Raw genomic sequence first — 23,722 nt, 5'->3', positions numbered from 1 at the left:
ATCGCGGTCGGTCAGCAAGGGCCGGACGACGAGGTGTCCCCCGATCACCCGACACCCGGCTCAACCTCGGCCTCGGGTGATCGACGGATAGTGGCGGTCGCGCGCCCAGGAGAACGTAGAGAGGCACCGGGGACACCACCCCGGAACCATTCACAGGAGAACAACGTGACTACATCAATCCCCGTCGAGCGTCACGGCGAGGAGATCCCATCCATGTCGGCCCTCGCGCCCGTCGCCACCGATTCCACGAACCACCGACGGTCGCCGCGCCGCGAGACGATCCTGCTGGTGGGCCTTGTCGGCCTGGCCGTTGCAGTCGTGCTGTTCGGGCTCGTCTTCCCGGAACTGCTCGCACCGGCAGTCGCCATTGCCGTGCTCGCCGCCATCGTCGCACTCGACTGGGTGCTTCCCTCCGGAGAACTGCGCCAGATGTCGGGGCGTCACTGGATGCGCTGAGAGCGGCCGACGGGCCGGTGGGAGCTCTCATCCCACCGTGAACGGGGGTGCCGCCAAGCCGGCCACGCAGCCGAGGTCGGGGGCGTCCGGCCGGTCCAGAAAGCCCTGGATCACCTCCAGCGCGCACTGCGGCGACCCGTTCGTGACGTCGTGACCCGCGTCCGGGAAGGTCACCCGGACCGCGTTCGGCAGGGTGTCGGCGACGAGGTCGCCGTGGGCGGGGGCGGTGAGCCCGTCGAACGTACCGTCCATGACGAGGACCGGCAGGTCGCTCACCAGCGGCGCGCGCACCGACGCCGGTGCGGCGGGGACCGCCCACCGTGGACAGTCCGCGAAGACGCGTCCGCAATGTGCGCAAGGGAGAAGCGGCAATCGCCGGGATCCTGCGGCAGAACCCCGCCGCGAACGTGTCCCTGCGTGAGCTCGACCTGTCGTCGCTGCAGTCCGTGGCGGCGCTGGGCGAGACCCTCCGTCAGGAGGACCGGCCGATCCACATCCTCGTCAACATCGCCGGGGTCATGACCCCGCCGGACCGCCGGACCACGGCCGACGGGTTCGAGCTGCAGTTCGGCGCCAACCACCTCGGCCACTTCGCCCTCGTCGCCGGCCTGCTGCCGCTGCTGCGCGCCGGCCGCGCCCGCGTCACCTCACAGATCAGCGTCGCGGCCAACCAGGGCGCGATCAACTGGCAGGACCTGAACTGGGAACGCTCCTACGACGGCATGAAGGCCTACAGCCAGTCGAAGATCGCGTTCGGACTCTTCGGCCTCGAGCTCGACCGGCGCAGTCGGGCCGCCAGACCACGGGCAGGCGGATCATCGGAGCCCTCTCCCGCCACGGAATCCTCGTCGGGACCGTCGAGACGGCGTGCCTCCCCGCCCTGTATGCAGCGACGTCCCCCGAGGCTCGCAGCGCCCGGTTCTACGGGCCGAGCGGTCCCGGGCACCTCGGCGGCCCTCCCTGCGGAGCAGAAGCTCTACTCGCGGCTGCACAGCGTCGAGGACGCTCGGCGCATCTGGCGCACCTCCGAGGAACTGACGAGGGTGTCCTTCGCAGCACCTCGGCCCACGATCGACTCGTAGGCTCAGCGGTCGAGGAAGCGGACCACGGCGAGCACGCGGCGATGGTCGTCCAGGCTCAGCGGCAGGCCGAGGGTGTCGTAAATCTGCGCGGCGTGCCGGCCGACGGCCTTCTCCGTGATCCCGAGCCGATGCGCGATCGCCAGGTTGCTGCGCCCCTCCGCGACGAGCCCGAGCACCTGCAACTGTCGCGGGGTGAGGCGGTCGACGCGGCCGTCGTCGCGCGCCGAGCGGCCGACCATCACCGCAACGACCTCGGGATCGAGGACGACCGCGCCGCGCGCGACACGCGACAGGTCGTCGCAGAAGCTCTCGACGTCGGTGACCCGGTGCTTGAGCAGGTAGCCGATGCCGCCGGCGCGGTCGCCCAGCAGCGTCGTGACGTAGCGGCGCGACACGTGCTGTGACAGCACCAGGACAGGCGTGGGCGGGTCGGCGCCGTGGATGTCCAGCGCCGCACGCAGGCCGTCGTCGGTGTTGCCCGGCGGCATCCGGATGTCGGTGACGACGACGTCCGGCCGGTGCGTGGCCGCCGCCGCACGCAGCGCGTCGGCGTCGCCGACCGCGGAGACGACGTCGAAGTCGTTGCGCGACAGCAGGAGGGCGAGGCCCTCGCGCAAGAGGGGCTCGTCCTCGCCGATCACGACGCGCACGGCAGCCTGCCGCACAGCCGGGTGCCGCCGCCCGGGAGGTCGGCGACCTCGAACCGGCCACCGAGGGCTTCGACGCGGTCGCGCACCCCGCGCAACCCGCCCTGCCCGCCGACGCGGGCACCGCCGCATCCGTCGTCGCACACCTCGATGTGGACGTCGGCGTCGTCACGGCGGACCCGCACGTCGAGCTGCGAGGCGCCGGCGTGCTTGATCGCGTTGGTCAGTGCCTCGGCGACGACGAAGTAGGCGGTGCTCTGCACAACGGGCGGTAGGTCGTTGTGCACCCGGACGTCGACGGCGGTGCGGACGGGCAGGCGGTCGGCGAGGTCCTCGACGGCCGCGCCGAGACCGTTCTCGACGAGCATCGCCGGCATCACCCCGTGCACGAGCTGCCGGAGCTCGTCGATCGCGCGGTCCAGCCCGGCGAGCACGTCGCCCGGACCCGCGTCGACGCTCCCGGCGGCCTGCAGCCGCAGCAGGACCAGCCGGCCCTGGATGCCGTCGTGCAGGTCGCGGGCGATGGCGCGGCGTTCGGCGTCGGCGGCCTCGGTGACGCGGGCGCGGGAGGCCCGCAGCTCGGCGACGAGCCGCTGTCGGTCCAGCGCGATGGCGATCGTCCCGCAGACCGCGTCGACGTGCGCGGAGTCGGGGACGAGCGCGGGGTCGTGGACGATCGCGCCGATCTCCGCGCCGTGGAGCCGGACCCGCGCGGTGGCCCGGCCGGGCGCGGGCTCGGCCGTGTTGCCGCCGGCGTCGACATAACCGTCGTCGATCCGGAAGACGAGCCGCGCGTCGGGATCGCCGAGGGTCTCGGCGACCGCTCCGCGCACCGCCTCCGGGTCGCGGTCGCCGCGGGCGAGCCAGAGCCCGAGATCCTCCAGTGCGGCGGTCCGGGCGAAGCCGCCGCGCAGCACGCCGACGGCGAAGGCGAAGGGGATCAACCCGATCGCGATCACCTGGGTGGCGGCCACCGTCGACAGATCGAGCCCGAGCAACGGCGGCAGCACGTTCGCGGCGAAGACGATGTAACCGATCGTCAGGATGCCGAACGCGTAGAGGGGCGCGAGCGTGCGCCGCTGCGTCGGCATGGCGAGCCGGAAACGGTGGACGAGCAGCGCGCTCGTCGCGAGAATGATCACGATCGTGCCGATGCGCTGGGTCAGTCCGATGGCGGCGACGACGGCGGGGGCGTCTCCGACGGCGAAGGGGACGCCGGGTGTGAGCGAGTACCGGACCACGTCGGTTCCGACCACGACGACGTAGCCGGCGACGGCGAGCGCCCGCGCGGCGCGGGTGGTGAGCCGGCCGGTCGGGAACGCGAGCAGCAGGTGCAGGATCACCGCGATGGGTGCGAGCGAGAACACCAGCCCGATCGCGATCAGCACAGGTGTGCCGGTCAGCTCGAACCCGGCGAGGTACATGACGACCCCCGCCGCGACGAGCAGCGGACCCACGCGGTTGGCCGGTCGGCGGTACCACGCGAGCAGCCCCGATCCGACGTAGGCGGTGCCGACGGCGGGGAACAGCGTGCCGTACCAGGCGGGCTCGACCGGGCCGGCGACCGCGACGAAGGCCACGGCGACCGCGAGGGCAGCAGCCGCAGCGCCGAGAAGGACCAGGGCAGGCCGGACGGCCGACCCCGCGGGCCGGCGTCGGAACGACTCCGCCGGCGCTTCCTCCACCGCGCAGGATTCTAGGGCCGGACGCCCCGAACCGGATCTCCCCGAAGGGGGCCCAGGCCCCCTCTTGTGCCGGGTCCAGGGCCATTGGCCACCGCCCGCCCCTCCGACATCGTGAGGGCCGTTCGGTCCGGCGCCCGGGGAAGGGACTCCGATGCCTCGCATCCGCTTGGTGAACGTCGCGGTGGTGCTCGCCCTCGCGCTGACCGTCGCCGCCTGCGCCCCCGCCCCCGCCGCGCCGTCCGCGGCTCCGCCTCCGGCCCCACCGGTGCCCGCGCTCGACTGGACCGACTGCGGCGACGGCTTCCAGTGCACGACGATCGAGGTCCCGAAGTACTGGAACGCCCCCGACGGCGAGAAGATCACGCTAGCGATGACGAAGATGCCCGCGACGGGGACGCGAACCGGCGCGATCTTCGTCAACTGGGGCGGGCCGGGCGACCCGGGCAACGCGTCGATCCGCACGCGCGGCCAGGCGATCGCCGACGCGACCGGCGGGACGATGGACATCATCACCTGGGACCCCCGCGGGCTCGCGGTGAGCACGCCGATCAGCTGTCCCGAGGGCAACCTGCAGTACTTCGAGGCCGATCCGGCGACACCGGAGGGGCTGCGCTCCATGGCGGACGCAGCGCAGCAGCGCAACGCCGCATGCACGGCCAGGTACGGGTCCTACCTGGACGTGATCGGCACCGTGCCGGGTGTGCGCGACCTCGAGGCGATGCGGGTCGCGGCCGGCGAACCGGTGCTGAACTTCCTCGGCCTGTCCTACGGCACCCGCATCGGAGCGACGTACGCCGCGATGTTCCCGGGCACCGTCGGCAACATGGTGCTCGACGGCTCGATGTCGCAGAAGGGGACGGTCCGCGACACCGCGTTCGGCATGGTGCGCTCCGGGCAGGACTCCCTGGACCGGTGGTTCGCGCGGTGTGCCGCGAAGCCGGACTGCGCCTTCGGGCCCGACCCCGGCGCCGGGTACGACGCGCTCTTCGCGAAGGTGCGGGCGGAGCAGCCGGTGGTCCCCGGGACCGACGGGAAACGACTCACGGTCGGCCTGCTCTACCAGGTCGTCCTCGCGGGCCTGGTGGACTACGCGGGCTCCCAGGAGCTCGCCGAGCAGGTCATCGCCGACTACCGCACGAAGGGCGATCCGTCGGGCCTCTACGCGGTGGGAATGGCGATCGCGGGGAGGAAGCCGGACGGGACGTTCTCGAACGGCCCGGAGATCTTCCAGTTCGTCTCTTGCGCCGATTGGCCGACCCGCCTCACCCTCGCCGATGTGCAGGCCGACGCGGACGAGGCGGCACGGATGTCACCGCGGATCGGGGCGTTCGCCGCCACTTTCGCCCTCACGAACGCGACGGCGTGCCCGCCGGCGAAGGACGGCCCGCTCCCCCTGCCGACCGAGCCCGTGGCGGGCAAGGTGCTGATCATGGGGAACGTCTCGGACGCGGAGACGCCGCTGGAGAACGGCGAGGAGCTCAGGTCGATGATCCCGGGGGCGCGGCTGATGGTGCTCGAGACGATGGGCCACACCGGCTTCTACCGGTCGCAGTGCCTCGCGAGCGCGGCCGGCGCGACGCTGACCCGCGGTGAGCTCCCGGCCGACGGGACGCGCTGCCCGGCGTGACCGCAGGACCCGGTGCGCACCACACGGCGCAGTCCACCGATCATCACGGCTTGCGACCGATCGCTGCGGCGATGCACCGCTCGACCTGGTTGAGCCCGCGCAGTCGTGGTCCGTCGGGCCACCACAGGTCGCACAGCTCGAGCTCCCCGGGCCGAAGAAGTGCGCCACCACCACGTAGCTGCCCGAGGGAAGAGCCTCCGCGTAGTGCCGCATGAGGTCGGCGCCGTCGTCGCCCGTGTAGTGGTGCAACGTGCCCACCTGCAACAGTGCGATCGGTCGGGAGAAGCCCAGATGGGTGCGCACCGTGGCGTGACCGAGCACCTGGGCCGGCTGGAAGATGTCGGCGGACACGATGCGGCTGAGCTCGTCGCCGGCGAGCAGTACTTCGCTGTGCTCGATCACGGCGGGGTCGTTGTCGACGTAGACCACCCGGTCGTCGGGTCGACCCGCCGGGCGATCTGGTGGGTGTTCTCCGCTGTGGGCAGCCCTGAGCCGCAGTCGAGGAACTGCCGTATCTCGGCTTGGTCGCCGAGGAACCGCACGGCCCGGGCAAGGAATCGACGGTTGGACCAAGCCAGGTCGTTGACCTCGGGCGGCGTTGCACCGGACGTCTGCGCATCTCCATCTCCGGACGTGGTCATCTCGACCTCCCGCACCCTCGTCGCCACCAGCGACCAGTGCTGGTCAGCCTGACACGGGCCCGCCGCACGACCACCGCTGAACGGGGCAACCGCTGCACTGCCCCTCGCACAGCTACGGCGCCGTGGGCTCAGGCACGGAGTGCGAAGGCGACGAAGCCATCTGCCCGACGACGCCCCTATCCTGGCCCGCGTGACTTGTCCCAAATGCCACGGGCGGATGCGCACTGTCGACCGGCAGGGGGTGCGCATCGAGCAGTGCGAGAACTGCCGCGGGATCTTCCTCGACCACGGCGAGCTGGAGCAGATGCTCACCGCCGAGGACCACTTCTACGGCACCTCGGCCTACGTACCGCCCGGGGGCCATCGCGGGAAGCCTGACTCACCTCGCCCGTACCGCGGCGGGCACCACGGCAAGCCGGACTCGCCGCGCCCGTACCGGGGCGAGCGCCAGGGCGGTCACTACCCGGACTCCCCGCGCCCGTACGGGAACCGCAGGCACAAGAGCTTCCTCGGCGACCTGTTCGGCTGAGCGGTGAACCCGCTGGTCTGCACGCGGTGCGGAGCACGGGTGGCCCCGGCGACGCCGCTGGCGTGCCAGTCCTGCGGACACGAGCAGGAGTTCGCCCCACAGCCCTTGTACTGCCTCGTCGGGCCCAGCGGGACCGGCAAGTCGACCGTGGGACGCGCGCTACTGCCCCGGGTCAGCGACCGGTTCGTCGTCCTGGAGCAGGACGTCCTGTGGGTCCCCGAGCTGCGCGACCCGACCGACCACCACCGCGCGTTCCGCACGACATGGTTGCGGCTGGCGGCGACGATCGGGCAGAGCGGCCGGCCCGTGTTGCTCTGCGGGACCGTCGTCCCGCCCGAGCTGGAGCCGCTGCCCGAGCGGACCCTGTTCAGCCAAGTGCACTACCTCGCGCTCACCTGCCACGCCGACGTCCTCGCCGCCCGGCTGCGGACACGCCCGGCATGGCGCGAGTGGGACGAGCCGCGGATCGCCGAGACGCTCGAGTACGCCGCCTGGCTGGAACGCGACGCAGCGACCCTGGATCCGCCGGTCGAGCTGCTCGACACCACCGAGCGCTCGATCGACGAGACGGCCGCGGCGGTGCACGAATGGCTCACGGCGCGGCATCACCGAGACTGACGGCGGCGAGCGGTGACGATCCAGGCGCGCGAGTCGAAGTACACGCCGCCGCCGGTGTCGTGGGCGTCGAGGGTGCTGCGTAGCCGCGTGCGTGCCTGCTCGGCCGCCGGGGCGTCGAGGTCGGCAAGCAGATCACCGAACTTGAGGAGGCGGAGCACGGCGTCGAAGGCGGCGCCGCTGTCCGGGCCGTAGTAGACGGGCTCGTGCACCTCGGTGAAGCTGACGTCCGCGAAGCCGGCCGCCGTCAGGAGGCCTTCCGTGACGGCCGGGTCGGCGAGTGAGAACGCGTCCGGCCCGCGAGGCGTGGCCGATGCGGTGGTGAGGGCCTGGCGGATCGCTGTGGCCCACTCGTTGCGGTCGCGCTCCTGCCAGACCAGCAGCACCAGCCGCGCCGCGGGCCGCAGAGCGCGCCCGATGTTGGTGAATGCGGCGACCGGCTCGGTGAAGAACATCGTCCCGAACCTGCTGATGCAGACGTCGAAGCTCGTCGGTGGGAAGCGGTGGACCTGGGCGTCCGCCTGCTCGTAGGTGATGTTGGTCAATCCCTGTTCCGCGCCGAGCAGGCGGGCCCGTTCGAGCATCGGCACCGAGACGTCGACGCCCACCACGCTTCCGTCGACCGCCGCGTGGGCGGCCTCGCGCGTGGACTGGCCTGTGCCACAGCCGATGTCGAGTACGCGGTCGCGAGTGCCGACATCTGCAGCGGCCCGGAAGTGTTCGTTGTGCAGGCGCAGTTCCGCGTCGTAGTCGAAGAGGTCGGGCGGGTCGGACATCGCCGTCACCAGGTCCTCTCGATCTCGATGGCGACCGGGCCGTCGCGAAGTATGCCTCGCGGCTGGACGAGGCTCAGGTCGGGACGACGACGACCTTGCCGGGCAGCTCGCCGGCGGCCGCCTGGGCATGGACGTCCGGCAGCTCGGCCAGCGGCACCCGCCGGGCGACGTCGATACGCAGCTCGCCGCGGTCGACCATCGCCACGAGCTTCGACAGTTGTTCGGCGTCGCTGCGGACGAAGACGTCGATGCCGCGCACGCCGCGCTCCTCGTCGACGGGTGCGGGCATCCACACGGTCGTGTTGACGACAATCCCACCCGGGCGGACCAGGGCGACCAGCGCGGTCAGCTGTGCCGGGTCGACCGGCGCGAGGTTGAGCACGACGTCGACCGGTTCGGTGACGGCTTCGGTCACGTCGGCGGCGGTGTGGTCGACGACCTCGTCGGCGCCCGCCCGTGTGACGCGGTCCCTGCTGGCGGACTGGCCGTGGCGATGACGTGGGCGGGCAGCCACCGCATGACCGACCTGGCCGACGCCATCGTCTACAGCCGCAGCGCCCTGACCTACCAGGCAGGCCTGCTCGAGAAGACGGGCCTCGTCACGCGCGCTCCCACCCCGGGCGACGAGCGCGGCATCACGGTCACCATCACCGATGCCGGACGCGCGCTGGTCGCGAAGGTCATGCCCGGCCACACCCAGGTTGTCAGCAACCTGCTCTTCGAGCCGCTCTCCCGTGACGACGCTCAGGCGCTCGCCGGCCTGCTGGCGCCGGTACGCAACCACATGCGCTCGGCGCCACCCCGCTCAGCCGCGCCTCGCCGCCGCAGAGGCGCGCGGCCGAGCAGCCCGTAGACATCGCGATCAGCGCCCGGGCAGGGACGTCACCCTGCGCACGTCGATCTACGGGGAGCCGGTGGCCGGTCCGCGGTGAGGGCGAAGGTCGTCCATCGAGGGACCCCGCTCATCCCCCGACCGGATTGTCGCGACGCTTCCCGGACCGCTCGGCCCGCAGTCGGGCCTCCTCGCGCTGAGCATCGGCCCGGGTGCCGCGCTCGCGGCGCAGCCACTCCGGCTGCTCCTCCTTCAACGCCGCGATCTGGGCGGTGGTCAGCGGCTCGGTGATCTCGGCGCGGGCCAGCCCGGAGATCGACACTCCTAGTCGGTCCGCGACGACCTGGCGGGGATGCGGGCCGTTGCGTCGCAGCTCGCGCAACCACTCGGGCGGATCGGCCTGCAGGGCGTCGAGCTCGTCGCGCGAGACCAGCCCGGCCCGGAACTCGTCGGGCGTCGCGTCGAGGTGCACGCCGAGCTTCTTCGCCGCCGTCGCGGGCTTCATCGTCTGGGTCGACCTCTGCCGCGTCATACGCCCAGGATATCGGGGCCTGACCAGCCGATAGCCTGGGCCGGTGACCGAGCCGAGCGACGCCGCCGTCTTCCGGCTCGGCTACGTCCCCGGCGTCACGCCGGGCAAGTGGGCGCGGATGTGGGCCGAGCGCCGCCCCCACGTCCCCCTGGAACTGGTCACGGCGACCACGGACGAGACCCTCAAGCTGGTCCGGACCGGAGCCGTGGACGCCGCCCTGGTCCGGCTGCCGATCGACCGGACCGGGCTTCACACGATCCCGCTCTACACCGAGACCACCGTGGCCGTCGTGCCGAAGGACCACGTCGTCACCGCGACCGATGAGGCCACGGTCGCGGACCTGGCCGACGAGATCGTCCTCAGCCCGCAGGACGACACACTGACCTGGCCCGGCGACCGGCCGGGGCGGGCAGCGGCGTTCACCCCCGCGACGACGGCCGAGGCGATCGAGCTCGTCGCCGCGGGCGTCGGCCTGCTGGTCGTGCCCCAGTCGCTGGCCCGCCTTCACCACCGCCGCGACCTCACCTACCGACCGCTGGCCGACGCGCCGGGGTCGAGCGTCGGTCTCGCCTGGCCGGACGCGGAGAACACCGAGCTGATGGAAGAGTTCATCGGGATAGTCCGCGGACGCACGGTCAACAGCACGCGCACCCCCCGCCGGGGCGAGACCACGGCACCGGGCACACCCGCCCGCACGAAGAAGAGCGTTGCCCGGCGCCCTCCGGCCCGGCGCGGTACGCACCGTCGATGAGTACACCCACCGACCCGGCCACGCGGCCTTGGGCGGTGAAGGCAGCGGCGTCCGTCATCGCGTCCCAGCAGCAGTCGCGTCCTCTGTCGCAGCGGCCAGGCGGACGTCGTAGTCGGCGCGTGCCGCGGCGATCTCCTGCTGGTGGGCCTCGGTCCAGGTGACGAGCGCCTGGATCGTGGTGTGCAGCGTCGAGCCCATCGGGGTGAGCGCGTAGTCCACGCGGGGCGGCACGACCGGGTGGACGGTGCGTCGCACGAGCCCGTCGCGCTCCAGCTGGCGAAGGGTGACGGTGAGCATGCGCTGGCTGATGCCGTCGATCCGCCGGCGAAGCTCGGTGAAGCGCAGTGTCCGGTGCTCCAGCAGTGCGATGACCAGCAGCGACCACTTGTCGGCCACGCGGTCGAGAATCTGGCGCACCTCGCAGTCCTCCCGGGTGTCCCACTGGAAGGCGTCCCACGGGTCGTCCGGGCTGGTTCCGCAGAGGTGCGTCGGTGTCGGCGAAGTGCCTTCTTCCACGATTGCCCATGATGACCCACGATGCGGTTGGTTACAAGAAGGAACCGATTGGACGGAGAAGAACCGATGTCGACATCGGAGGCCCCACGCCTGACGTCGCACGAGTGGGGCGTGCTGTTCGTGCTGTGCGGCGCGATCTTCCTGGAGGGGATCGACATCTCCATGATGGGCGTCGCGCTACCGTCGATCCGGGCCGAGCTGGGCCTGCCGACTGCCGACCTGCAGTGGGTGGTCACCGCCTACGCGCTGGGCTACGGCGGATTCGTGCTGCTCGGCGGGCGCGCGGCAGACCTGCTGGGGCGGCGTCGCATGTTCGTGACCTGGCTGGTGGTGTTCCTCGCCTTCTCCGGCCTGGGCGGGCTCGCCACGGAGGGCTGGATGCTGATCCTCGCCCGGTTCGCGACCGGTGTGGCCGCGGGCTTCCTCACCCCCGCCGGTCTGTCGATCATCACCACGACGTTCGCCGAGGGCCCGGGGCGGGACCGGGCCCTGCTCGTCTACGCCGGTACCGCCGCCGGCGGATTCTCACTCGGGATGGTCACCGGCGGCCTGCTCACCGCCCTGCACTGGCGGTGGGTGTTCTTCGCACCCGTCGTCGTGGCCGCCGTGCTGCTGGTGGTGGCCATACGCATGCTCCCCCGCCAGGACGCAGCGCCCGGCGGTCGCTTCGACATCGCCGGCTCGGTGACACTGACCGTCGCCATGCTGGTGCTGGTGCTCGCGATCGTACGGGCGCCGGACGTCGAGCCCGGCTTGACCGCGAGCATGCTGGTCGTCGCACTGGTGCTGCTCGCAGGGTTCACGGTCATCGAGCGTCGGTCCGCGGCGCCGCTCGTGCGGCTGGGAATCCTCCGCTCGGCCGCGCTGGCCCGGGCGAACCTCGGCGCGCTGCTGCTGGTCGGTTCGTTCATGGGATTCCAGTTCGTGGCCGTGTTGTATCTGCAGGAGTTGCGCAACTGGTCGACGATCGAGACCGGGCTCGCGTTGGCCGTGGCCGGCATCGACGCCGTGCTGGCCCCGACACTCACCCCGGTGCTCGTGCGCAGACTCGGCAACGGACGCGTCGTCGTGGCCGGGCTCGCACTCGCCGCGCTCGCCTACGCGCTGTTCCTCCCGCTGACCGCCGACGGCAGCTACTGGTTGATGCTGCCGGCGTTGCTGGTGCTCGGTGTTGCGTTCGCCCTTGCGTACGGCCCCCTGACGATCGCCGCCACCGACGGCGTCGACGAACACGAGCAGGGCCTCGCGGGTGGCATTCTCACCACCTCGTTCCAGTTCGGCGCGGCGTTGGGCCTCGCCGTGGTGACGGCCGTGGTCGTCACGGCTTCCGGCGGCGGACCGCTTTCCTACGACGCGCTGCGCGCCGGGCTACTGGTCGCCCTCGCCGCCGCTGTTCTCGGGGTGGTGGTGACCGCGCCTGGTCTACGGACCCACGCGCGCGCCACCACCTGAGGGCTCCAACGAGCTCCTCGGCGAGGGCCGTCGCCGCCAAGGCCGCGCTCAGGGAAACAAGGTCGATGAGGGCGTGTGGGAGGGCCGCACGACGGGCTCGTCCGTCGAGAGGGGGTCAGCGGTCGGCGCCGTCGACGCTACGGCCGTCTCCTCCCCCTCTTCGGTGTCGCGGGCAGCCGGAGCGCGGCGGGTGCCGGGTTCGCCGGCTGTCTGGTCGTTGAACTCCATCGCCACGTCGAGCCAGAAGCGGAGCTGGCTGTCGGTGGCGGTCAGCTCGGCCGCGACGTCGATCCAACCCGGTCCCATTGCCCGACCCGCCCCCATCTCGGCGAATCGTGCGCCATGGTCGGCCACCAATTCGGGCGATCGGCTGGGGTCGACGCGGACGAGCAGATCGCCGCCGCGGCGGACGTTGACAATCATCTTGTCGTTCACCATGAACGACAGACCGCCGAACATCGACACCTCACGGGTCGATGGTTCTGCAGCCAGAATCATTCGGATGCGCTCGGCGGCCTGCCCGTACGTGGTCGGCATTGTCGGTCAACCTCAGGGCTCCTGGTCGGGGGACGTGCTCGGCTCCTCCACTCCTACCTGCTCGCCGAATGGTCGCAGTCGTTGTCGCCCGGGTCAGGCCACGGTGGCCGAAGTAGTCGTGGGTCCTGTCGGTGCCGGCGTTGATGGAGGATTTCCCTGGTGCGCTGCACGTCGTGACGGATGCGACGGGCCTCGATGCGGAGCAGCACGCTGTCTCGGGCCAGATCCTCGGCCGAGCTGGCCCTGTCGGCGGCATCCTCGAACCCGTCGTGCTCGACTCCCGCCACTCTTACGGGTAAACCGTTTCACACGATCGATAAACAGGTGCTCGCGTTGAGAGCGCGGTCTCACAGCCTGCGATGACGACCGCGGCGGTCGCCTGCCGACACTCGTCATCGCTGCTGTACCGGGCGCACGACGATCTCGTTGACGTCCGCCTCGGCCGGCTGGGACAGGGCGTACGCGATCGCGTCGCCGATCGCGGAGGGTGGAATGGCCGGTTCGGCCGCAGCGGGGACGAGAGGGCGAGCTCAGGGATGATCGGGCTGCCCCTGAAGGTGATGGACGATGTTCCATGCAGTGTGCAGGAGCCAGCCCACGCCGAGCCAGGCGTAGTTCGTCAGTCCCCGGTAGGCGCAGACCGTGACGACCGTGGTGAACGCGAGCTCCCAGAGGCCGAACCGCCGCCGCTGATGTAGGCCGCACCCGCCCCCGCGACCATCAGCGCATTGACCCGCTGCCGAGCCGGCTCGGGCAGCACCGAGGCGAGCGCGATGTAGGCGAGCCCGACCAGGACGGGAGCGACGACGTCCACGACGGATGTTCCGGTCACCGATTCCGGCAATCTGGATGGTCGCCGCGGTACCGCTGTCGGTTCACCGAGGTCATCGGGTTGCACAAGCGGTAGAGGATGCGGCCAAGTTGCAGTCGGGCTGAAACCTGCGCCAGTGCCAGGGACGTCCTCACCGACTGCCCAGCAGGTCCTGCCGAGGTGGCACCCACGGCGGCCGGAAGCGGGGGCATTCGTCCGTCGAGGAACCGACTTCGATCTCGGCGATGCCGAGTTCGGGCTCACGGTCGTAGCGCAGGTCGCCAACCACCCACCCGTCGCCGTACCGACCCGCCCACGGCGCACGCGCGAACTGCAACAGGGAGTCGACGGCGCAGTAGTCCCGCGCGAGTGCCGCGGAAAGGTCGGCACCGGTCGAGAACTCCCCGATCCAGGCCATCTCGTCGGTCGAGGCCTGGGCCGTCGGGATCAGCGGAGCGGTTGGGGTGCCACTCGAACTCAGCTGCGCACACCGGCCGGCCGGGATCCACCCGGGCACCAGGGAATGGAAGGCCCTACGAACCACGTAGCGGCCGTCCACCAGTTGAACCGCCAGCACCTCACGGCAGACGGGGTTGGCCGGCGCCGGCGTCAGCACCGTGTCGAGGGTGCGGGCGGTCGGGAAATCGTCCGCCAGAAGCGCGTCGACCTGACCCTTCGCCGTCCGGCTCGTCGCCACGAAGACCGCGGTCACCACCAGCCAAGCGGCGATGCCACTACTCAGCGCGGCCCGGGGCGACGAGTAGCGACCGACGGCGGCCAGGCCGAGGGTCAGCAGCGTCAGCAGGACCGCGAGCGAGGCAGGAACCAGGCCGCTGAACCAGCTCAGGCCGAGGCCGACGACGAGCACGAGGGCGATCACCGCTCGCATGAACGTGCTCCGCAGCGTGAACAGTAGGACCGCCGAGCAGGCCCAGAGCAGTGGTTCGACGATGAAGACCGCGTCGCCGTAGTACCAACGGTTGTCGACCGGCCAGAACGGGTGGATGCCGTAGCTGTTGGTGAAGTCCAGGCCGATGTGCAGCAACGGCGCGACAAGCGACAGCACGACGAGGAACCTGATGTCGGCTGGTCGCGGCTCGACCTTCCGGTACTTCCACCAGAGTCGGACCGCCACGAACAACAGCAGCGACAGAATCAGCGCGCCGATGATCGTGTGAGTGTGGCCACGGTGGTGCAGGAGATAATCCAGCTTGGTGTCGGCCAAGCCCGTGTAGATCACGTCGAAGTCCGGAAGATTCCCACCGATCACCATGACGGCGATCGCGACGTTCCTCCGCGCACTCTCGGTCAAGACCGGGGACGTAGGGGTGGACCGGTGGATCGCTTCGCCGACCATGACACTGATCAGCGTGTGCGTCAGGTTGTCCACGGCCGATGATCGTAACGCGGTAATTCTCGGGACCACCGCACACACACTCGCTCGAACCCACGACCTGACGGATCTGACGTCCGCTGCTCCCCCATGATCGCCCGTGATCGCTAGACACATGGCAGCAGGTCAGGAGCGCTGTTCGTGGTCAGCGACAGCAGCCGTGATGCCCGGTGGTCGGTGATAAGCGTGGGGCATTCCGTGGGCATGGTCCGCGGCCCGCACTCTCGAGTGGTCTGACCGTCGGGGTTGTGTCGGCCGGCGCTGCGGCTGCTGGGGGATCACCGCGATCCTCACGTCGGAATTCACTCGCACCCAGCAGACCGTGGCCCCGGTCGCGCATGAACTCGGCCTGGATCTGCAGATCGGGCCGTCGCCGACTGTCCTCGCCGCCCAAGTCCGCGCCGGCGAGATGCGGCCGGCCGTCTGGTCTGGGCTCGCCTGCGCTTCCCGGCTCGGCACGACATGGGCGCTGCCCACGAGCACGGCCTGATCGACGGCCTGGCCACGACCGGGGTCCAGGCGCTGGCCGACGCCGCCCCCCAGGGCGGCGAACCAGCGATCCGGGTTCCCGCAGCGCCGTCGCCGCATCGATCCCGACACCGGCCGCTACCGGCCGCTGTCGCGCCGAATGCGGCCGCGGTTTCATGGGAGATACCGACACAACCGACGTGCATGAGTAGCCCGGTGTAAAGGGCGTCGCGAACCTCACCATCGGCCAGATACATGCGCCGCCCCAGGGCCGCGGCCACCAGACTGGTGGTACCGCGGTGCCCGGCGGCAGCCCGAAGCCGTAGTCGGCGCCGTCGACAGCCCACCGAGGAGATCAGCCAGTCGCAGGATCCCCGACGTACGGACACCGTAGAGCGAGCGGTCCGCACGGACACCGATCCGACCAGGGGCGAACGGTGGCGAGGTCAACGACGCCGCCGACACCCGACGCCTGATGATCGGACCGTACCGCTCGATCGCACCGCCGCGACCGCACATGCGAGGTTCTCCTTGGGCGGGCGTCGACCACCGTGCACCACGGCCGCGTCCGTCCAGGAGTACATCGTCCCGGAACGGTGGACGCGGAGAACCTTCGACCTACATCCTGGGGGATGCTGACCGTCGAGAGGCGGAGCGGCGTTGGCTGGCCGGTGCTCCCCCAACCCCAGCCAGCTCCGCTGCCGGCAACCTGGGCGCTGCTGGGCTCGGACTACGCTCCTGGCGACCGCGGGCCACCGTGCGTCGAAGCTGCCGGATCGGCGTTATCGCCTACTGAAGTGTGAGGAATGGGGGCACGGTGACAACGAACCGCGAGCCCGCCACGGCTGCCATGCCCAGCCCGTCACCCGCTGTCCGCGTGTGCGAAGACCTCATCGCGTGGTACACGACTTACGCTGCCCGCGCCCGTGAGCGCTTCCGGATCCTCGAGATCGCGCTGCTGATCGTCGGTGCGTCGATCTCCGTGGCGGCGCTCGCCTGGCCGAGCAACGGTGTGCCGGCGGCCGTGCTCGGCGGCATCGTCGTCGTCCTCACCGGCCTTCGGCAGATCTTCCACTGGCAGGAGACCTACGTGCGGTCCATGTGGGCGTGCCAGACGCTGAAGCAGGAACGCCGGCGGTATGACGTCGGTGAGCCTCCGTACAACGACCCGGCGCTGCGCGACCGGAAGCTCATGGAAGTGGTGAACACCGTCGAGGCGCAGGACACGCAGGGGTGGGCGCAACTCGTGGAGACCAAGGGCAGAGGCCAAAGCGCCGGCGGAGCGACGGCCCGCAGCAAGACTGGTACATAGCCTGGCATCGAGGTCGACGAAGTCCCACCTACGCGAGGGGGATGGCCCGCGCTCGTCGCCACCGTTATCTCCCCGACATCGCCACCGACTCCTCACCGGGCAGAGCCAACAGCGCGCGATGCTCGTGTTCGGTGAGCAGTCCGATCATGCTGCTTCTACCGGGAGCTCATCGATGTGGCCGCCGATCAAGCGTCGGCCCTACTCCCTAGGTTCTCCCATCGGGGGGTCTTCGAGCTGAGGGGTGGTAGCACCCCTCGGCGTTGGGGATTTTGGTCGTCCACAGTCGAGCCACCGTCATCGGCGCCGGCCAACGTGGACGCCACGCTGTTCGCCATGACCCTTGCATCCGCCACAGTTGCGCCCGTCTCCGTCCGGCGCATCCCCGCCCTGCTGAACTTGCTCACGATGTCCCGCCGCCACCAGCGGACGGCCCCGGTTGTCCCCCCGACCTCAATGCCGATCCGGTTTGGTAAGAGTTACCGGTGGCCAGATGGCGGCTGGACACACTGCGGATGAGTTCCGGGCGAGTGGGCCATGCCCGAGAGTCGTTGACTCGGGCGGGTTGGTGCGGTCAGGCCGCGTGAGCAAGTTCGACTGCCGAGAGCCGCAGCAGTTGCTCGGTGACCTCGATGTCCTCCAGCACCTCCAGGGTGCGGGCGTGCACGACGGCCGCCCGCGACGTGTTGCCGCCCTGCGCGACGTGGTCGAGCACCAGCGGCTCGATGCCGCGGGCAGCCAGCCCGCAGGCCAGCACCAGGCCGGTCGGGCCGGCGCCGACGACCACGACGTCCGTGCGGGCGGGCAGTGCGGTCGCTTCGGTGGTCGTGTCAGCTCCGGTCTCGTCTGGTCTGGGAACAAGGCGGTGAGCAGCACCCGGTCGGCGCGGACGGGCCGGGACGTCAGGGGATGTGCCACGTGCCCACCTGCGTCGCGGTCGCCCGGGTGGCGACGTAGAACGGCAGCAGGGCGAGCGCCGCCGCCGAGTCGTCCGCCTCCACGGAACACCAGATGTCGTGCCCGCCGCACGGGCACGACGAGAGCGTCGACGTCCGTCGCAGGGGCTGTCGAAGCCGTGGAAGGAGGCGAACACCGCGTCGCAGTCGTCCGCAGCGTGTCGGTGGTGGATCAGGAACTGCGGCACGGCGACGAGCGTGACCGGCTGCGTATGCGGTGACATCGGGGCCGCACCCGGAGTCGCACCCTGGTCCTGCCTGCCCGTCCGACGAGGATCGGCGGTACCGGACCCACCGGTCCGTGTGCAGGCTGCTGGAGGTGCTCGGCGGCGGGCCGCCGCTGGTCCTGCTCCTCGACGACCTGCACTGGGCCGACTCGGGCTCGGTGGAGCTGCTGTGCGCGCTGCTGCGCCGCCCGCCAGCCGGTCCGGTGCTGCTCGCCACCGCGCTGCGTCCGCGGCAGGCGGCCCCGCGGCTCGTGGGCGCGCTGCACCGCGCCGCGGACACCGGCCTGCTCACCCGGATCGAGTTGGCCGGGCTGACGCTCGACGACGCGCGGCGGCTGCTCGGCTCCGACATCGACGAGGGCCTCGTTCCGTCGCTGCACGCCGAGAGCGGTGGCAACCCGTTCTACCTGCGGCAACTCGCACAGTTCCGGCCGCGCGACGGAGCCGTCACCGCGGGCACGCCGCTCGACGTCGGAGTCCCCACCGCCGTCGCTGCGGCCCTCGGCGACGAGCTGGCCACCCTCGACGGCGCCACCCGGCGCGCGCTGGAGGCAGCGGCGGTCGCCGGCGACCCCTTCCTGCTGGAGGTCGCCGCCGCCGCGGCGGCGCTGCCGGAGACGGCGATGGCCGACGCCCTCGACGAGCTGCAGCGCCGCGACCTCGTCCGCCCGACCGAGGCCCCTCGACGGTTCCGGTTCCGGCATCCGCTGGTTCGGCGGGCGGTCTACGGTTCCGCACCGGCCGGCTGGCGGCTCGGCGCCCACGAGCGCTGCACGCAGGCGCTGGCCGACCGCGGCGTGACGGTCGCCGGCCGGGCCCACCACGTCATCCAGGCGGCCCGCGCCGGCGACCTCGCGGCGGTCGGGCTGCTCCGAGACGCCGGGAAGGCGGTCGTCGGACGAGCGCCCGGCGAGGCGGCCGAGCGGGAGGTGATGAGGCTGGGCAGGCCACCGGCCGGCCGCAGGGTGATGCTGCTCGGCCCCGTATTGTCCTCAGAGACATCGAGTTGCTCGTCCTGCCCCACCGGGATCCCTCGACGACCGGATTGCTGCGCTGATCGAACCGGTGCCCGCGAGAACCGCCCTAGGCATCAGTGCATGGGAGCGACTGACGCCTTGCCGTGCGGGCGTTGAAGAGGGGCTCAGGTCGGCCTGTCGCCGGTCGACCGCGACCTGCCCGGTCCCAGGCACCACCCTGATCCTCGACGCGCACGGCCTGCCACTGGCCGTGAGCCTGACCGGCGATCTGCCACCGTCAACGCAACGAGAGAAGGCCTCTCATCGCGGGCCAGACCGGGCGAATAGAGGGGGTTAGCCGCCCGGTCTGGCGCCCGGATTGTAGTGGTACGCCCGTCCCGAAGCGACGTCTGCGCGGCAGCGCCCCCGCGTCCGGTCAGACGATCCGAACGACCGTTCGCGTGGCGGACGAAGCAGCTCGGCTGCGCGTACTGGACGCCCAAGACGACAAGGTCAGCACATCGGCCTCGCCGAGCGCGTTCGGCATCCCGCCAACGCCATAAGCTCCCACCGGCTCGGTCTCGGCCGGATCGGAGGGGAACCACGGCCGGGACCGGCCACGCCCCTGAATAGCATCAGCGGTGAGGCCGGGTCGGGCGACGGAGCGGATCAGTCGTCCGCCCCGGTACGGGAGCGTAGTTGTGCTCCGACGTCCGTGCCAGATAATTCTCCAAAAGCTGGAGTGCGCCCTGTGGTCGCTTGACCACTCGGACCACCGTCCCGGGCGATGGCCGTAGGAGTTCCTCGGCGACTGGGCCTGTCTGATCTTCGGCTCTGGCCCCACCCTGCCCAACCCGGTCGGAAGGACAGCGTCCGCCTCAGGTGAGCGAGGCGGACGTTGTCGTGTTCGGACTCAATCATTCCGGCCGCGGGGTCCGGCCGACCTCAGATCGTTGATCTGCGGGCAGCGTCGCGTCGGCTCGTTCCGCGAGTTCGCGCTCTGCCGCTACCATGTCCCAAATGCCGGGGTCCCGTGTGGACTGCCAGGTTGCTGCCTGGTCCCGTGCCCAGCGGGCCCAGTTGTACACAACGATCTCCTGCTCCACGTGCAGGCGCAGTGCCAACACGCTCAAGTGCAGACGCTGCGGGAAGTTATTGGTGCCCGCGAGGTTCTGCTTGTTGACCTCGGCTAGCTCGGCGAGCCGGTCCGCGGCATCGCGCTCGATCGCGGCCAACGTGGCGGCGAGCTGGTCGAGCGAACCGGCGTCGGCGAAGAACAGCTTGAGCATGCCTTCGAATTCGACACTGCGCGTGGCCGGAGGGCGGTCGAGCCAGCGGCTCAGCTCGTCGCGGCCCTGGTTGGTGATGCAGTACACCGTCCGCGGCCGCTGGCCGGTGTACTGCCGGGTCGCCGTCGCCAGACCGTCTGCGACCAGCCGCCTGGGCTCGTCGTAGATCTTCCGTTCCGTGCGCGGCCAGAACCAGCGCAGGCTGCGCCGGACCTGTTTGGCCAGCTCGTAGGTACTCCACGGCCGCACCGACAGCAGGCCGAGGATCGCGTACGAGGTGGTGGTGCGCGGCACCGAGTCCGAGGCCATGCTGCACCTTGACATGCTGCCAAGGGCAGGATGTACTCGGCACCTCGTCGGTGGGCCGGCGGGCGAGGCACCGCGGAGAGGGACGTCGGCCCACCGGCGTGGTCCGGCTGGGCCGGCTCCCACCCAGCGGTCGTTGAGGCCACTAGTGCAACGGCCACGTGGCAGAACCACCGACCGAAGCCGCTGGCGGTAGGTGTCGCGGTGCATGGCCTAAACGTGCAGGTGATCGCCGACCCGGTCGGCCAGCTGGTGTGGATCTCACCCGTGCTGCCCGGTGCCCGGGACGACATGTGCGCCCGCCAGTGAGCACGGCATCATCGACGCCCCTGGCCGCCGCGGAGATCGCCGCGCTGGCCGATACCGCCTATCAGGGCGGCGGACCCGTGATCCGAACTCCGCAGCGGTGGCGCCGACTCGATCCCGACACCGGCCGCTACCGGCGCCTCTCACGTAATCAGAACACCGGTGCCGGGTGCGGGCGGGCTTGTGCGGTTCTGGGTAGCGTGCTGGTCGTGGTCGTGGCCGCGGGTGTTCCTGACCCCACCGTCCTGTACCGGGTGCGAGATGGCGCGTACGCGGCGGACCTGTTGATCGCCGCGGTGGTGAAGTTCGACCTGTTCACCTGGCTGACCGCGCACGGTCCGGTGACGTCGTCGGACCTGCGGGCGGGGCTGGGGCTGGCCGAGCGCCCGGCTGATGTGCTGTTGACCTACTGCGCGGCCCTGGGCCTGGTCGACCGTGACCTCGCCGCCCACGACCGTGTCTCCGTCACCGAGCTTGGTCGCCACCACCTCGTCGCTGGCTCGTCGTTCGACCTGCGGGCGTATTACAAGTCACTGGCGGAGCGGCCGGCGGTCGGCGAGCTGGCGGCGGTGCTGCGGACCGACGACCAGGCGGCGTGGGCGAGCGCAAAGCCAGGTGACGACGGCGTCGAGCCGGACTGGTCGAGTCGACTGGAGGACGAGGCCTTCGCGCAGCGCATCACCGCGGCCATGGACGCCCGGGGCGCGTTCCTGGCCCCCGCCTTGGCTGCGGCGGTGGTGGACGTACCGGTGACGGCGCTGCTCGACGTGGGCGGCAGTTCCGGGATCTATGCGGCCGCGGTGATCGCCGGCCGTCCCTCGGTGCGGGCAGCGGTGTTCGAGCGACCTCCGGTCGACGCGGCGGCCCGCACCCTGCTGGATGCGCGCGGTCTGTCCGATCGGGTCGACGTCGTGACCGGGGATATGTTCACGGATCCGCTCCCGCGCGGGTTCGACGTGCACCTGTACTCCCAGGTGCTGCACGACTGGGATGCCCAGCGGGTCGAGCAGCTGCTCGCAGCGTCGTTCGCGGCGTTGCCGCCCGGTGGAGTGCTGGTCGACCACGACGCCCACGTGGCCGCGGACAAGCGGGGTCCCCTGCCGGTGGCGGAGTACTCCGTACTGCTGATGCACTCCACGCCGGGCAAGTGCTGGTCGGTCGCGGAGCTGACTGCGATGGCCGGGTGCGTGGGGTTCGTGGACGTGGAGCACCGGACGGCGGCGGGCGATCGCGGCGTACTGCTGGCGCGCAAACCTGGATGATCTGATAGCCCGTCGTCGGATGAGGCCGGCGGGGCCGACACGCTGGCCCCGCCGCCGGAGGCGGCGCCCTTGATCTCAGAAGAGGCCAATTCAGCAACCTCCGGATAAAAGTTTGCGGCTCGGTCGCGGCTGGCGTGGATCCATGTGGCTGACACCTTGCCGACCTCCACGACGAGATCGCCGCCGCGGTGCCCAATCCGGACTCGGGGGTCCGCTGCCAGGCGGTGCAGTCGTCCCGGGTCGCGCTCGGGCAACCGATGGAGGCGCCGCAGACGCGACGAACGAGGCGGCGCTAGCTCGAACGGACCAGGAGCCACGAGGCGTCGATCAGCGCGAGTCATCGCCTGAGCCACCCTCCGCCATGCAAGTCTGGCTGCACTCGACCTTTCGGTCGGCGAGCTGTTCGATGTATAGAGCCCACCCGGCCGGGGAGGACGCCATGAGCCTTGCCTACCTTGCCCAGGCCGCCGACCATCAGAAGATCGAGTGGCTGCACGGCGGGGTTATGAGCGTCCTGCTCGACGGCGACAAGACCAACGGTCAACTTGCCATGGTCCGTACTCACGGCAGCGCCGGTGCAGCCGCCCCGGTCCACGTCCACTCCCACGAGGACGAGGTGTTCGTCGTCTTGGAGGGCTCGGGCATCTTCTGGGTCGGCGACCAGCGCCTGCAGGTGTCCACGGGGGGTGTGGCACCGCGGGCCCACGCGAAGATCAAGCAATCACACGTTCGTCCTGCTCAACGGTGGGGCGAGTCGGGCTCGAACCGACGACCTGACGGATCTGGCGTCCGCTACTCAGCCGGGTTCACCAGCACTCGCTGATGATGTGTTGCAGCAGGTCGACAGCGCTTTCGGTGTTCAGGAGCCGTGGCCGTGCTGAGCGGTGATCTCTCGTAAGCGTGGGACAATTCGTGGGCGCCGTGATTGTCGATCATGCGTAGCCGCGCCGACGAGCCTTCTACGCCGTCGGACCCGACGACTGGTCGACGCGGTGCGGCTGTTCTCCTCGGTCGACCGGCAGATCACCCTGCACTTCGTACTCGACTACCCGACCCCGCAGGCCGCGTCGCGGATCAAGACCACCCGCATGGCCGGGTTCCTCGACCGACACCACTACACCGGCCGGGTCTCGGCGCAGGTCCTCGCCGAGCGGATGCGCGCGAACCTGCTGTCCGCCTCGCCGGGCACCGTCGCGGGGAAGTCGTTCTCCGCCCAGTCGTTCACCCGGCTTTTGCAACTGCTGAACTCCCAGCTCGCCGAATACGACGACGCCATCGCCGCCGCGGTCGCCGAGCACCCCGACACGCCGATCTTCGCCAGCTTCCCCGGCGTCGGCCCGCCGACCGCCGCTCGCATGGCGGCCGAGCATGCCGGGCCGTGCTGATCGCGGGTGCCGAGTCCGGGCTCGCCCCGGTAATGTGGTCGCGACTGCTGGCCAGCCAGCAGACGACGCTGACCCCCACTGTTAGACCGGTCCCCCGGGACCGGTGCACAACGTCTCAGGCCAGTACACCTAGAGCAGACTGGTCTCGCTCAGCTGGCGGGCCAGCCCGGCGCCGTCGGGAGCGCACATCCACGGCCGCTCGTGCCGATCCGCTGAAGCGGATCCGTCGGTGGGAACTGGCAGGCCACCGGCGAGCACCGATTGCGTCGGAGACAGCTGCCGGATGGCCACCGCGGCGACATTGTCCGGGTGTGAGGCGACGAAGTTGCCGTAGATCTCCTGGTCGTGCTGCCCGTCGTCGCCGATGAGCAACCAC

At 70.9% G+C, this 23,722-nt stretch carries 24 protein-coding genes and 4 pseudogenes; 14 read left to right on the top strand and 14 right to left on the bottom strand.

The features are described from left to right. The first annotated feature begins 213 nt into the window (after window positions 1-213). Window positions 214-456, top strand: coding sequence for a hypothetical protein (locus RM445_RS28645; RefSeq protein WP_311559986.1), 243 nt, complete (start codon window positions 214-216; stop codon window positions 454-456). Window positions 457-483: 27 nt separating this feature from the next. Here the strand turns inward: RM445_RS28645 and RM445_RS28640 are convergent, their stop codons facing one another. Beyond that, window positions 484-828 carry an alpha/beta hydrolase gene (locus tag RM445_RS28640; protein WP_397469422.1) on the bottom strand — a complete coding sequence of 115 codons (345 nt, stop codon included), beginning with the start codon at window positions 826-828 and terminating at the stop codon, window positions 484-486. Here RM445_RS28640 and RM445_RS28635 point away from each other — a divergent pair. Next, entirely contained in the window at window positions 807-1,538 is a 732-nt protein-coding gene (locus RM445_RS28635; protein ID WP_311559984.1) for an SDR family NAD(P)-dependent oxidoreductase, read from the top strand. The genes RM445_RS28640 and RM445_RS28635 overlap by 22 nt on opposite strands. A 2-nt stretch (window positions 1,539-1,540) precedes the next feature. Here the strand turns inward: RM445_RS28635 and RM445_RS28630 are convergent, their stop codons facing one another. Both RM445_RS28630 and RM445_RS28625 read right to left on the bottom strand, forming a co-directional pair. After that, window positions 1,541-2,188: a response regulator transcription factor gene (locus RM445_RS28630; protein ID WP_311559983.1), complete on the bottom strand. Its 648-nt coding sequence runs from the start codon at window positions 2,186-2,188 to the stop codon at window positions 1,541-1,543. Beyond that, complete coding sequence (locus RM445_RS28625) at window positions 2,176-3,870, bottom strand: sensor histidine kinase (RefSeq protein ID WP_311559982.1); 1,695 nt, start codon at window positions 3,868-3,870, stop codon at window positions 2,176-2,178. Before RM445_RS28625 ends, RM445_RS28630 begins: the two co-directional genes overlap by 13 nt. Before the next feature lie 151 nt (window positions 3,871-4,021). Between RM445_RS28625 and RM445_RS28620 the strand changes: the two genes are divergently transcribed. Then, complete coding sequence (locus tag RM445_RS28620; protein WP_311559981.1) at window positions 4,022-5,497, top strand: alpha/beta fold hydrolase; 1,476 nt, start codon at window positions 4,022-4,024, stop codon at window positions 5,495-5,497. Between the two features lie 216 nt (window positions 5,498-5,713). Here RM445_RS28620 and RM445_RS28615 read toward each other — a convergent pair. Further along, a pseudogene (locus RM445_RS28615) lies at window positions 5,714-6,138 on the bottom strand (SAM-dependent methyltransferase); the annotation flags it as partial. Between the two features lie 190 nt (window positions 6,139-6,328). Here RM445_RS28615 and RM445_RS28610 point away from each other — a divergent pair. Further along, window positions 6,329-6,667: a TFIIB-type zinc ribbon-containing protein gene (locus RM445_RS28610; protein WP_311559980.1), complete on the top strand. Its 339-nt coding sequence runs from the start codon at window positions 6,329-6,331 to the stop codon at window positions 6,665-6,667. A 39-nt stretch (window positions 6,668-6,706) separates the two neighbouring features. Continuing rightward, window positions 6,707-7,285: an AAA family ATPase gene (locus tag RM445_RS28605; RefSeq protein ID WP_397469421.1), complete on the top strand. Its 579-nt coding sequence runs from the start codon at window positions 6,707-6,709 to the stop codon at window positions 7,283-7,285. On the opposite strand, the gene RM445_RS28600 is transcribed toward RM445_RS28605, so the two are convergent. Then, complete coding sequence (locus tag RM445_RS28600; RefSeq protein WP_311559979.1) at window positions 7,273-8,058, bottom strand: class I SAM-dependent methyltransferase; 786 nt, start codon at window positions 8,056-8,058, stop codon at window positions 7,273-7,275. The genes RM445_RS28605 and RM445_RS28600 overlap by 13 nt on opposite strands. A gap of 73 nt (window positions 8,059-8,131) precedes the next feature. Continuing rightward, window positions 8,132-8,562 (bottom strand): annotated as a pseudogene (locus tag RM445_RS28595) (zinc-binding dehydrogenase); the annotation flags it as partial. On the opposite strand from RM445_RS28595, the gene RM445_RS28590 reads away from it, so the two are divergent. Then, complete coding sequence (locus RM445_RS28590; protein ID WP_449619194.1) at window positions 8,552-8,911, top strand: MarR family winged helix-turn-helix transcriptional regulator; 360 nt, start codon at window positions 8,552-8,554, stop codon at window positions 8,909-8,911. The pseudogene RM445_RS28595 and the gene RM445_RS28590 sit on opposite strands and share 11 nt — an antisense overlap. Before the next feature lie 109 nt (window positions 8,912-9,020). On the opposite strand, the gene RM445_RS28585 is transcribed toward RM445_RS28590, so the two are convergent. After that, a complete protein-coding gene (locus tag RM445_RS28585; RefSeq protein WP_311559978.1) occupies window positions 9,021-9,422 on the bottom strand; it encodes a DUF5997 family protein in 402 nt (133 codons plus the stop codon). A 43-nt stretch (window positions 9,423-9,465) separates the two neighbouring features. Here RM445_RS28585 and RM445_RS28580 point away from each other — a divergent pair, with 43 nt between their 5' ends. Then, entirely contained in the window at window positions 9,466-10,173 is a 708-nt protein-coding gene (locus RM445_RS28580) for a LysR family substrate-binding domain-containing protein (protein ID WP_311559977.1), read from the top strand. A 54-nt stretch (window positions 10,174-10,227) separates the two neighbouring features. On the opposite strand, the gene RM445_RS28575 is transcribed toward RM445_RS28580, so the two are convergent. Next, window positions 10,228-10,689 carry a winged helix-turn-helix transcriptional regulator gene (locus RM445_RS28575; RefSeq protein ID WP_311559976.1) on the bottom strand — a complete coding sequence of 154 codons (462 nt, stop codon included), beginning with the start codon at window positions 10,687-10,689 and terminating at the stop codon, window positions 10,228-10,230. A 66-nt stretch (window positions 10,690-10,755) separates the two neighbouring features. Here RM445_RS28575 and RM445_RS28570 point away from each other — a divergent pair, with 66 nt between their 5' ends. Continuing rightward, the gene (locus RM445_RS28570; protein ID WP_311559975.1) at window positions 10,756-12,141 is read left to right on the top strand and encodes an MFS transporter; all 1,386 of its coding nucleotides are present in this window, start codon (window positions 10,756-10,758) and stop codon (window positions 12,139-12,141) included. Between the two features lie 48 nt (window positions 12,142-12,189). Here the strand turns inward: RM445_RS28570 and RM445_RS28565 are convergent, their stop codons facing one another. The 3 genes and pseudogenes from RM445_RS28565 to RM445_RS28555 form a co-directional block, all read right to left on the bottom strand. Continuing rightward, window positions 12,190-12,678 carry a TfoX/Sxy family protein gene (locus RM445_RS28565; RefSeq protein WP_311559974.1) on the bottom strand — a complete coding sequence of 163 codons (489 nt, stop codon included), beginning with the start codon at window positions 12,676-12,678 and terminating at the stop codon, window positions 12,190-12,192. Between the two features lie 530 nt (window positions 12,679-13,208). Next, window positions 13,209-13,438 (bottom strand): annotated as a pseudogene (locus RM445_RS28560) (DUF6010 family protein). Between the two features lie 202 nt (window positions 13,439-13,640). After that, window positions 13,641-14,879 (bottom strand): metal-dependent hydrolase, encoded by a 1,239-nt coding sequence (locus RM445_RS28555; protein WP_311559973.1) that lies wholly within the window; start codon window positions 14,877-14,879, stop codon window positions 13,641-13,643. A 1,288-nt stretch (window positions 14,880-16,167) separates the two neighbouring features. Here RM445_RS28555 and RM445_RS28550 point away from each other — a divergent pair. Next, window positions 16,168-16,662: a DUF4231 domain-containing protein gene (locus RM445_RS28550; protein WP_311559972.1), complete on the top strand. Its 495-nt coding sequence runs from the start codon at window positions 16,168-16,170 to the stop codon at window positions 16,660-16,662. 571 nt (window positions 16,663-17,233) lie between these two features. Here RM445_RS28550 and RM445_RS28545 read toward each other — a convergent pair. After that, window positions 17,234-17,446, bottom strand: coding sequence for an FAD-dependent monooxygenase (locus RM445_RS28545; RefSeq protein ID WP_311559971.1), 213 nt, complete (start codon window positions 17,444-17,446; stop codon window positions 17,234-17,236). Window positions 17,447-17,832: 386 nt separating this feature from the next. Here RM445_RS28545 and RM445_RS28540 point away from each other — a divergent pair, with 386 nt between their 5' ends. After that, complete coding sequence (locus tag RM445_RS28540; protein WP_311559970.1) at window positions 17,833-18,975, top strand: AAA family ATPase; 1,143 nt, start codon at window positions 17,833-17,835, stop codon at window positions 18,973-18,975. 740 nt (window positions 18,976-19,715) lie between these two features. On the opposite strand, the gene RM445_RS28535 is transcribed toward RM445_RS28540, so the two are convergent. Continuing rightward, window positions 19,716-20,381, bottom strand: a complete 666-nt coding sequence (locus RM445_RS28535; protein WP_311559969.1) for a PadR family transcriptional regulator — start codon at window positions 20,379-20,381, stop codon at window positions 19,716-19,718. A gap of 219 nt (window positions 20,382-20,600) precedes the next feature. On the opposite strand from RM445_RS28535, the pseudogene RM445_RS32585 reads away from it, so the two are divergent. From RM445_RS32585 to RM445_RS28515, 4 genes and pseudogenes are all read left to right on the top strand, one after another. Beyond that, window positions 20,601-20,806, top strand: a pseudogene (locus tag RM445_RS32585) (transposase family protein); the annotation flags it as partial. Then, a complete protein-coding gene (locus RM445_RS28525; RefSeq protein ID WP_397469424.1) occupies window positions 20,780-21,961 on the top strand; it encodes a methyltransferase in 1,182 nt (393 codons plus the stop codon). The pseudogene RM445_RS32585 and the gene RM445_RS28525, both read left to right, overlap by 27 nt. Window positions 21,962-22,400: 439 nt before the next feature. Then, complete coding sequence (locus RM445_RS28520; protein ID WP_311559967.1) at window positions 22,401-22,784, top strand: cupin domain-containing protein; 384 nt, start codon at window positions 22,401-22,403, stop codon at window positions 22,782-22,784. A gap of 169 nt (window positions 22,785-22,953) precedes the next feature. Next, window positions 22,954-23,346, top strand: a complete 393-nt coding sequence (locus RM445_RS28515) for a hypothetical protein (RefSeq protein ID WP_311559966.1) — start codon at window positions 22,954-22,956, stop codon at window positions 23,344-23,346. A 129-nt stretch (window positions 23,347-23,475) separates the two neighbouring features. Here RM445_RS28515 and RM445_RS28510 read toward each other — a convergent pair. Continuing rightward, the coding region (locus RM445_RS28510) for a phosphatase domain-containing protein (RefSeq protein WP_311559965.1) at window positions 23,476-23,722 on the bottom strand (247 nt) is incomplete at its 5' end.

Source organism: Pseudonocardia charpentierae (assembly GCF_031845345.1).
GTDB classification, from domain to species: Bacteria; Actinomycetota; Actinomycetes; order Mycobacteriales; family Pseudonocardiaceae; genus Pseudonocardia; species Pseudonocardia charpentierae.
Note: the sequence above shows the minus strand (reverse complement) of the source record. Positions and strands in the feature narration are given on the sequence as shown.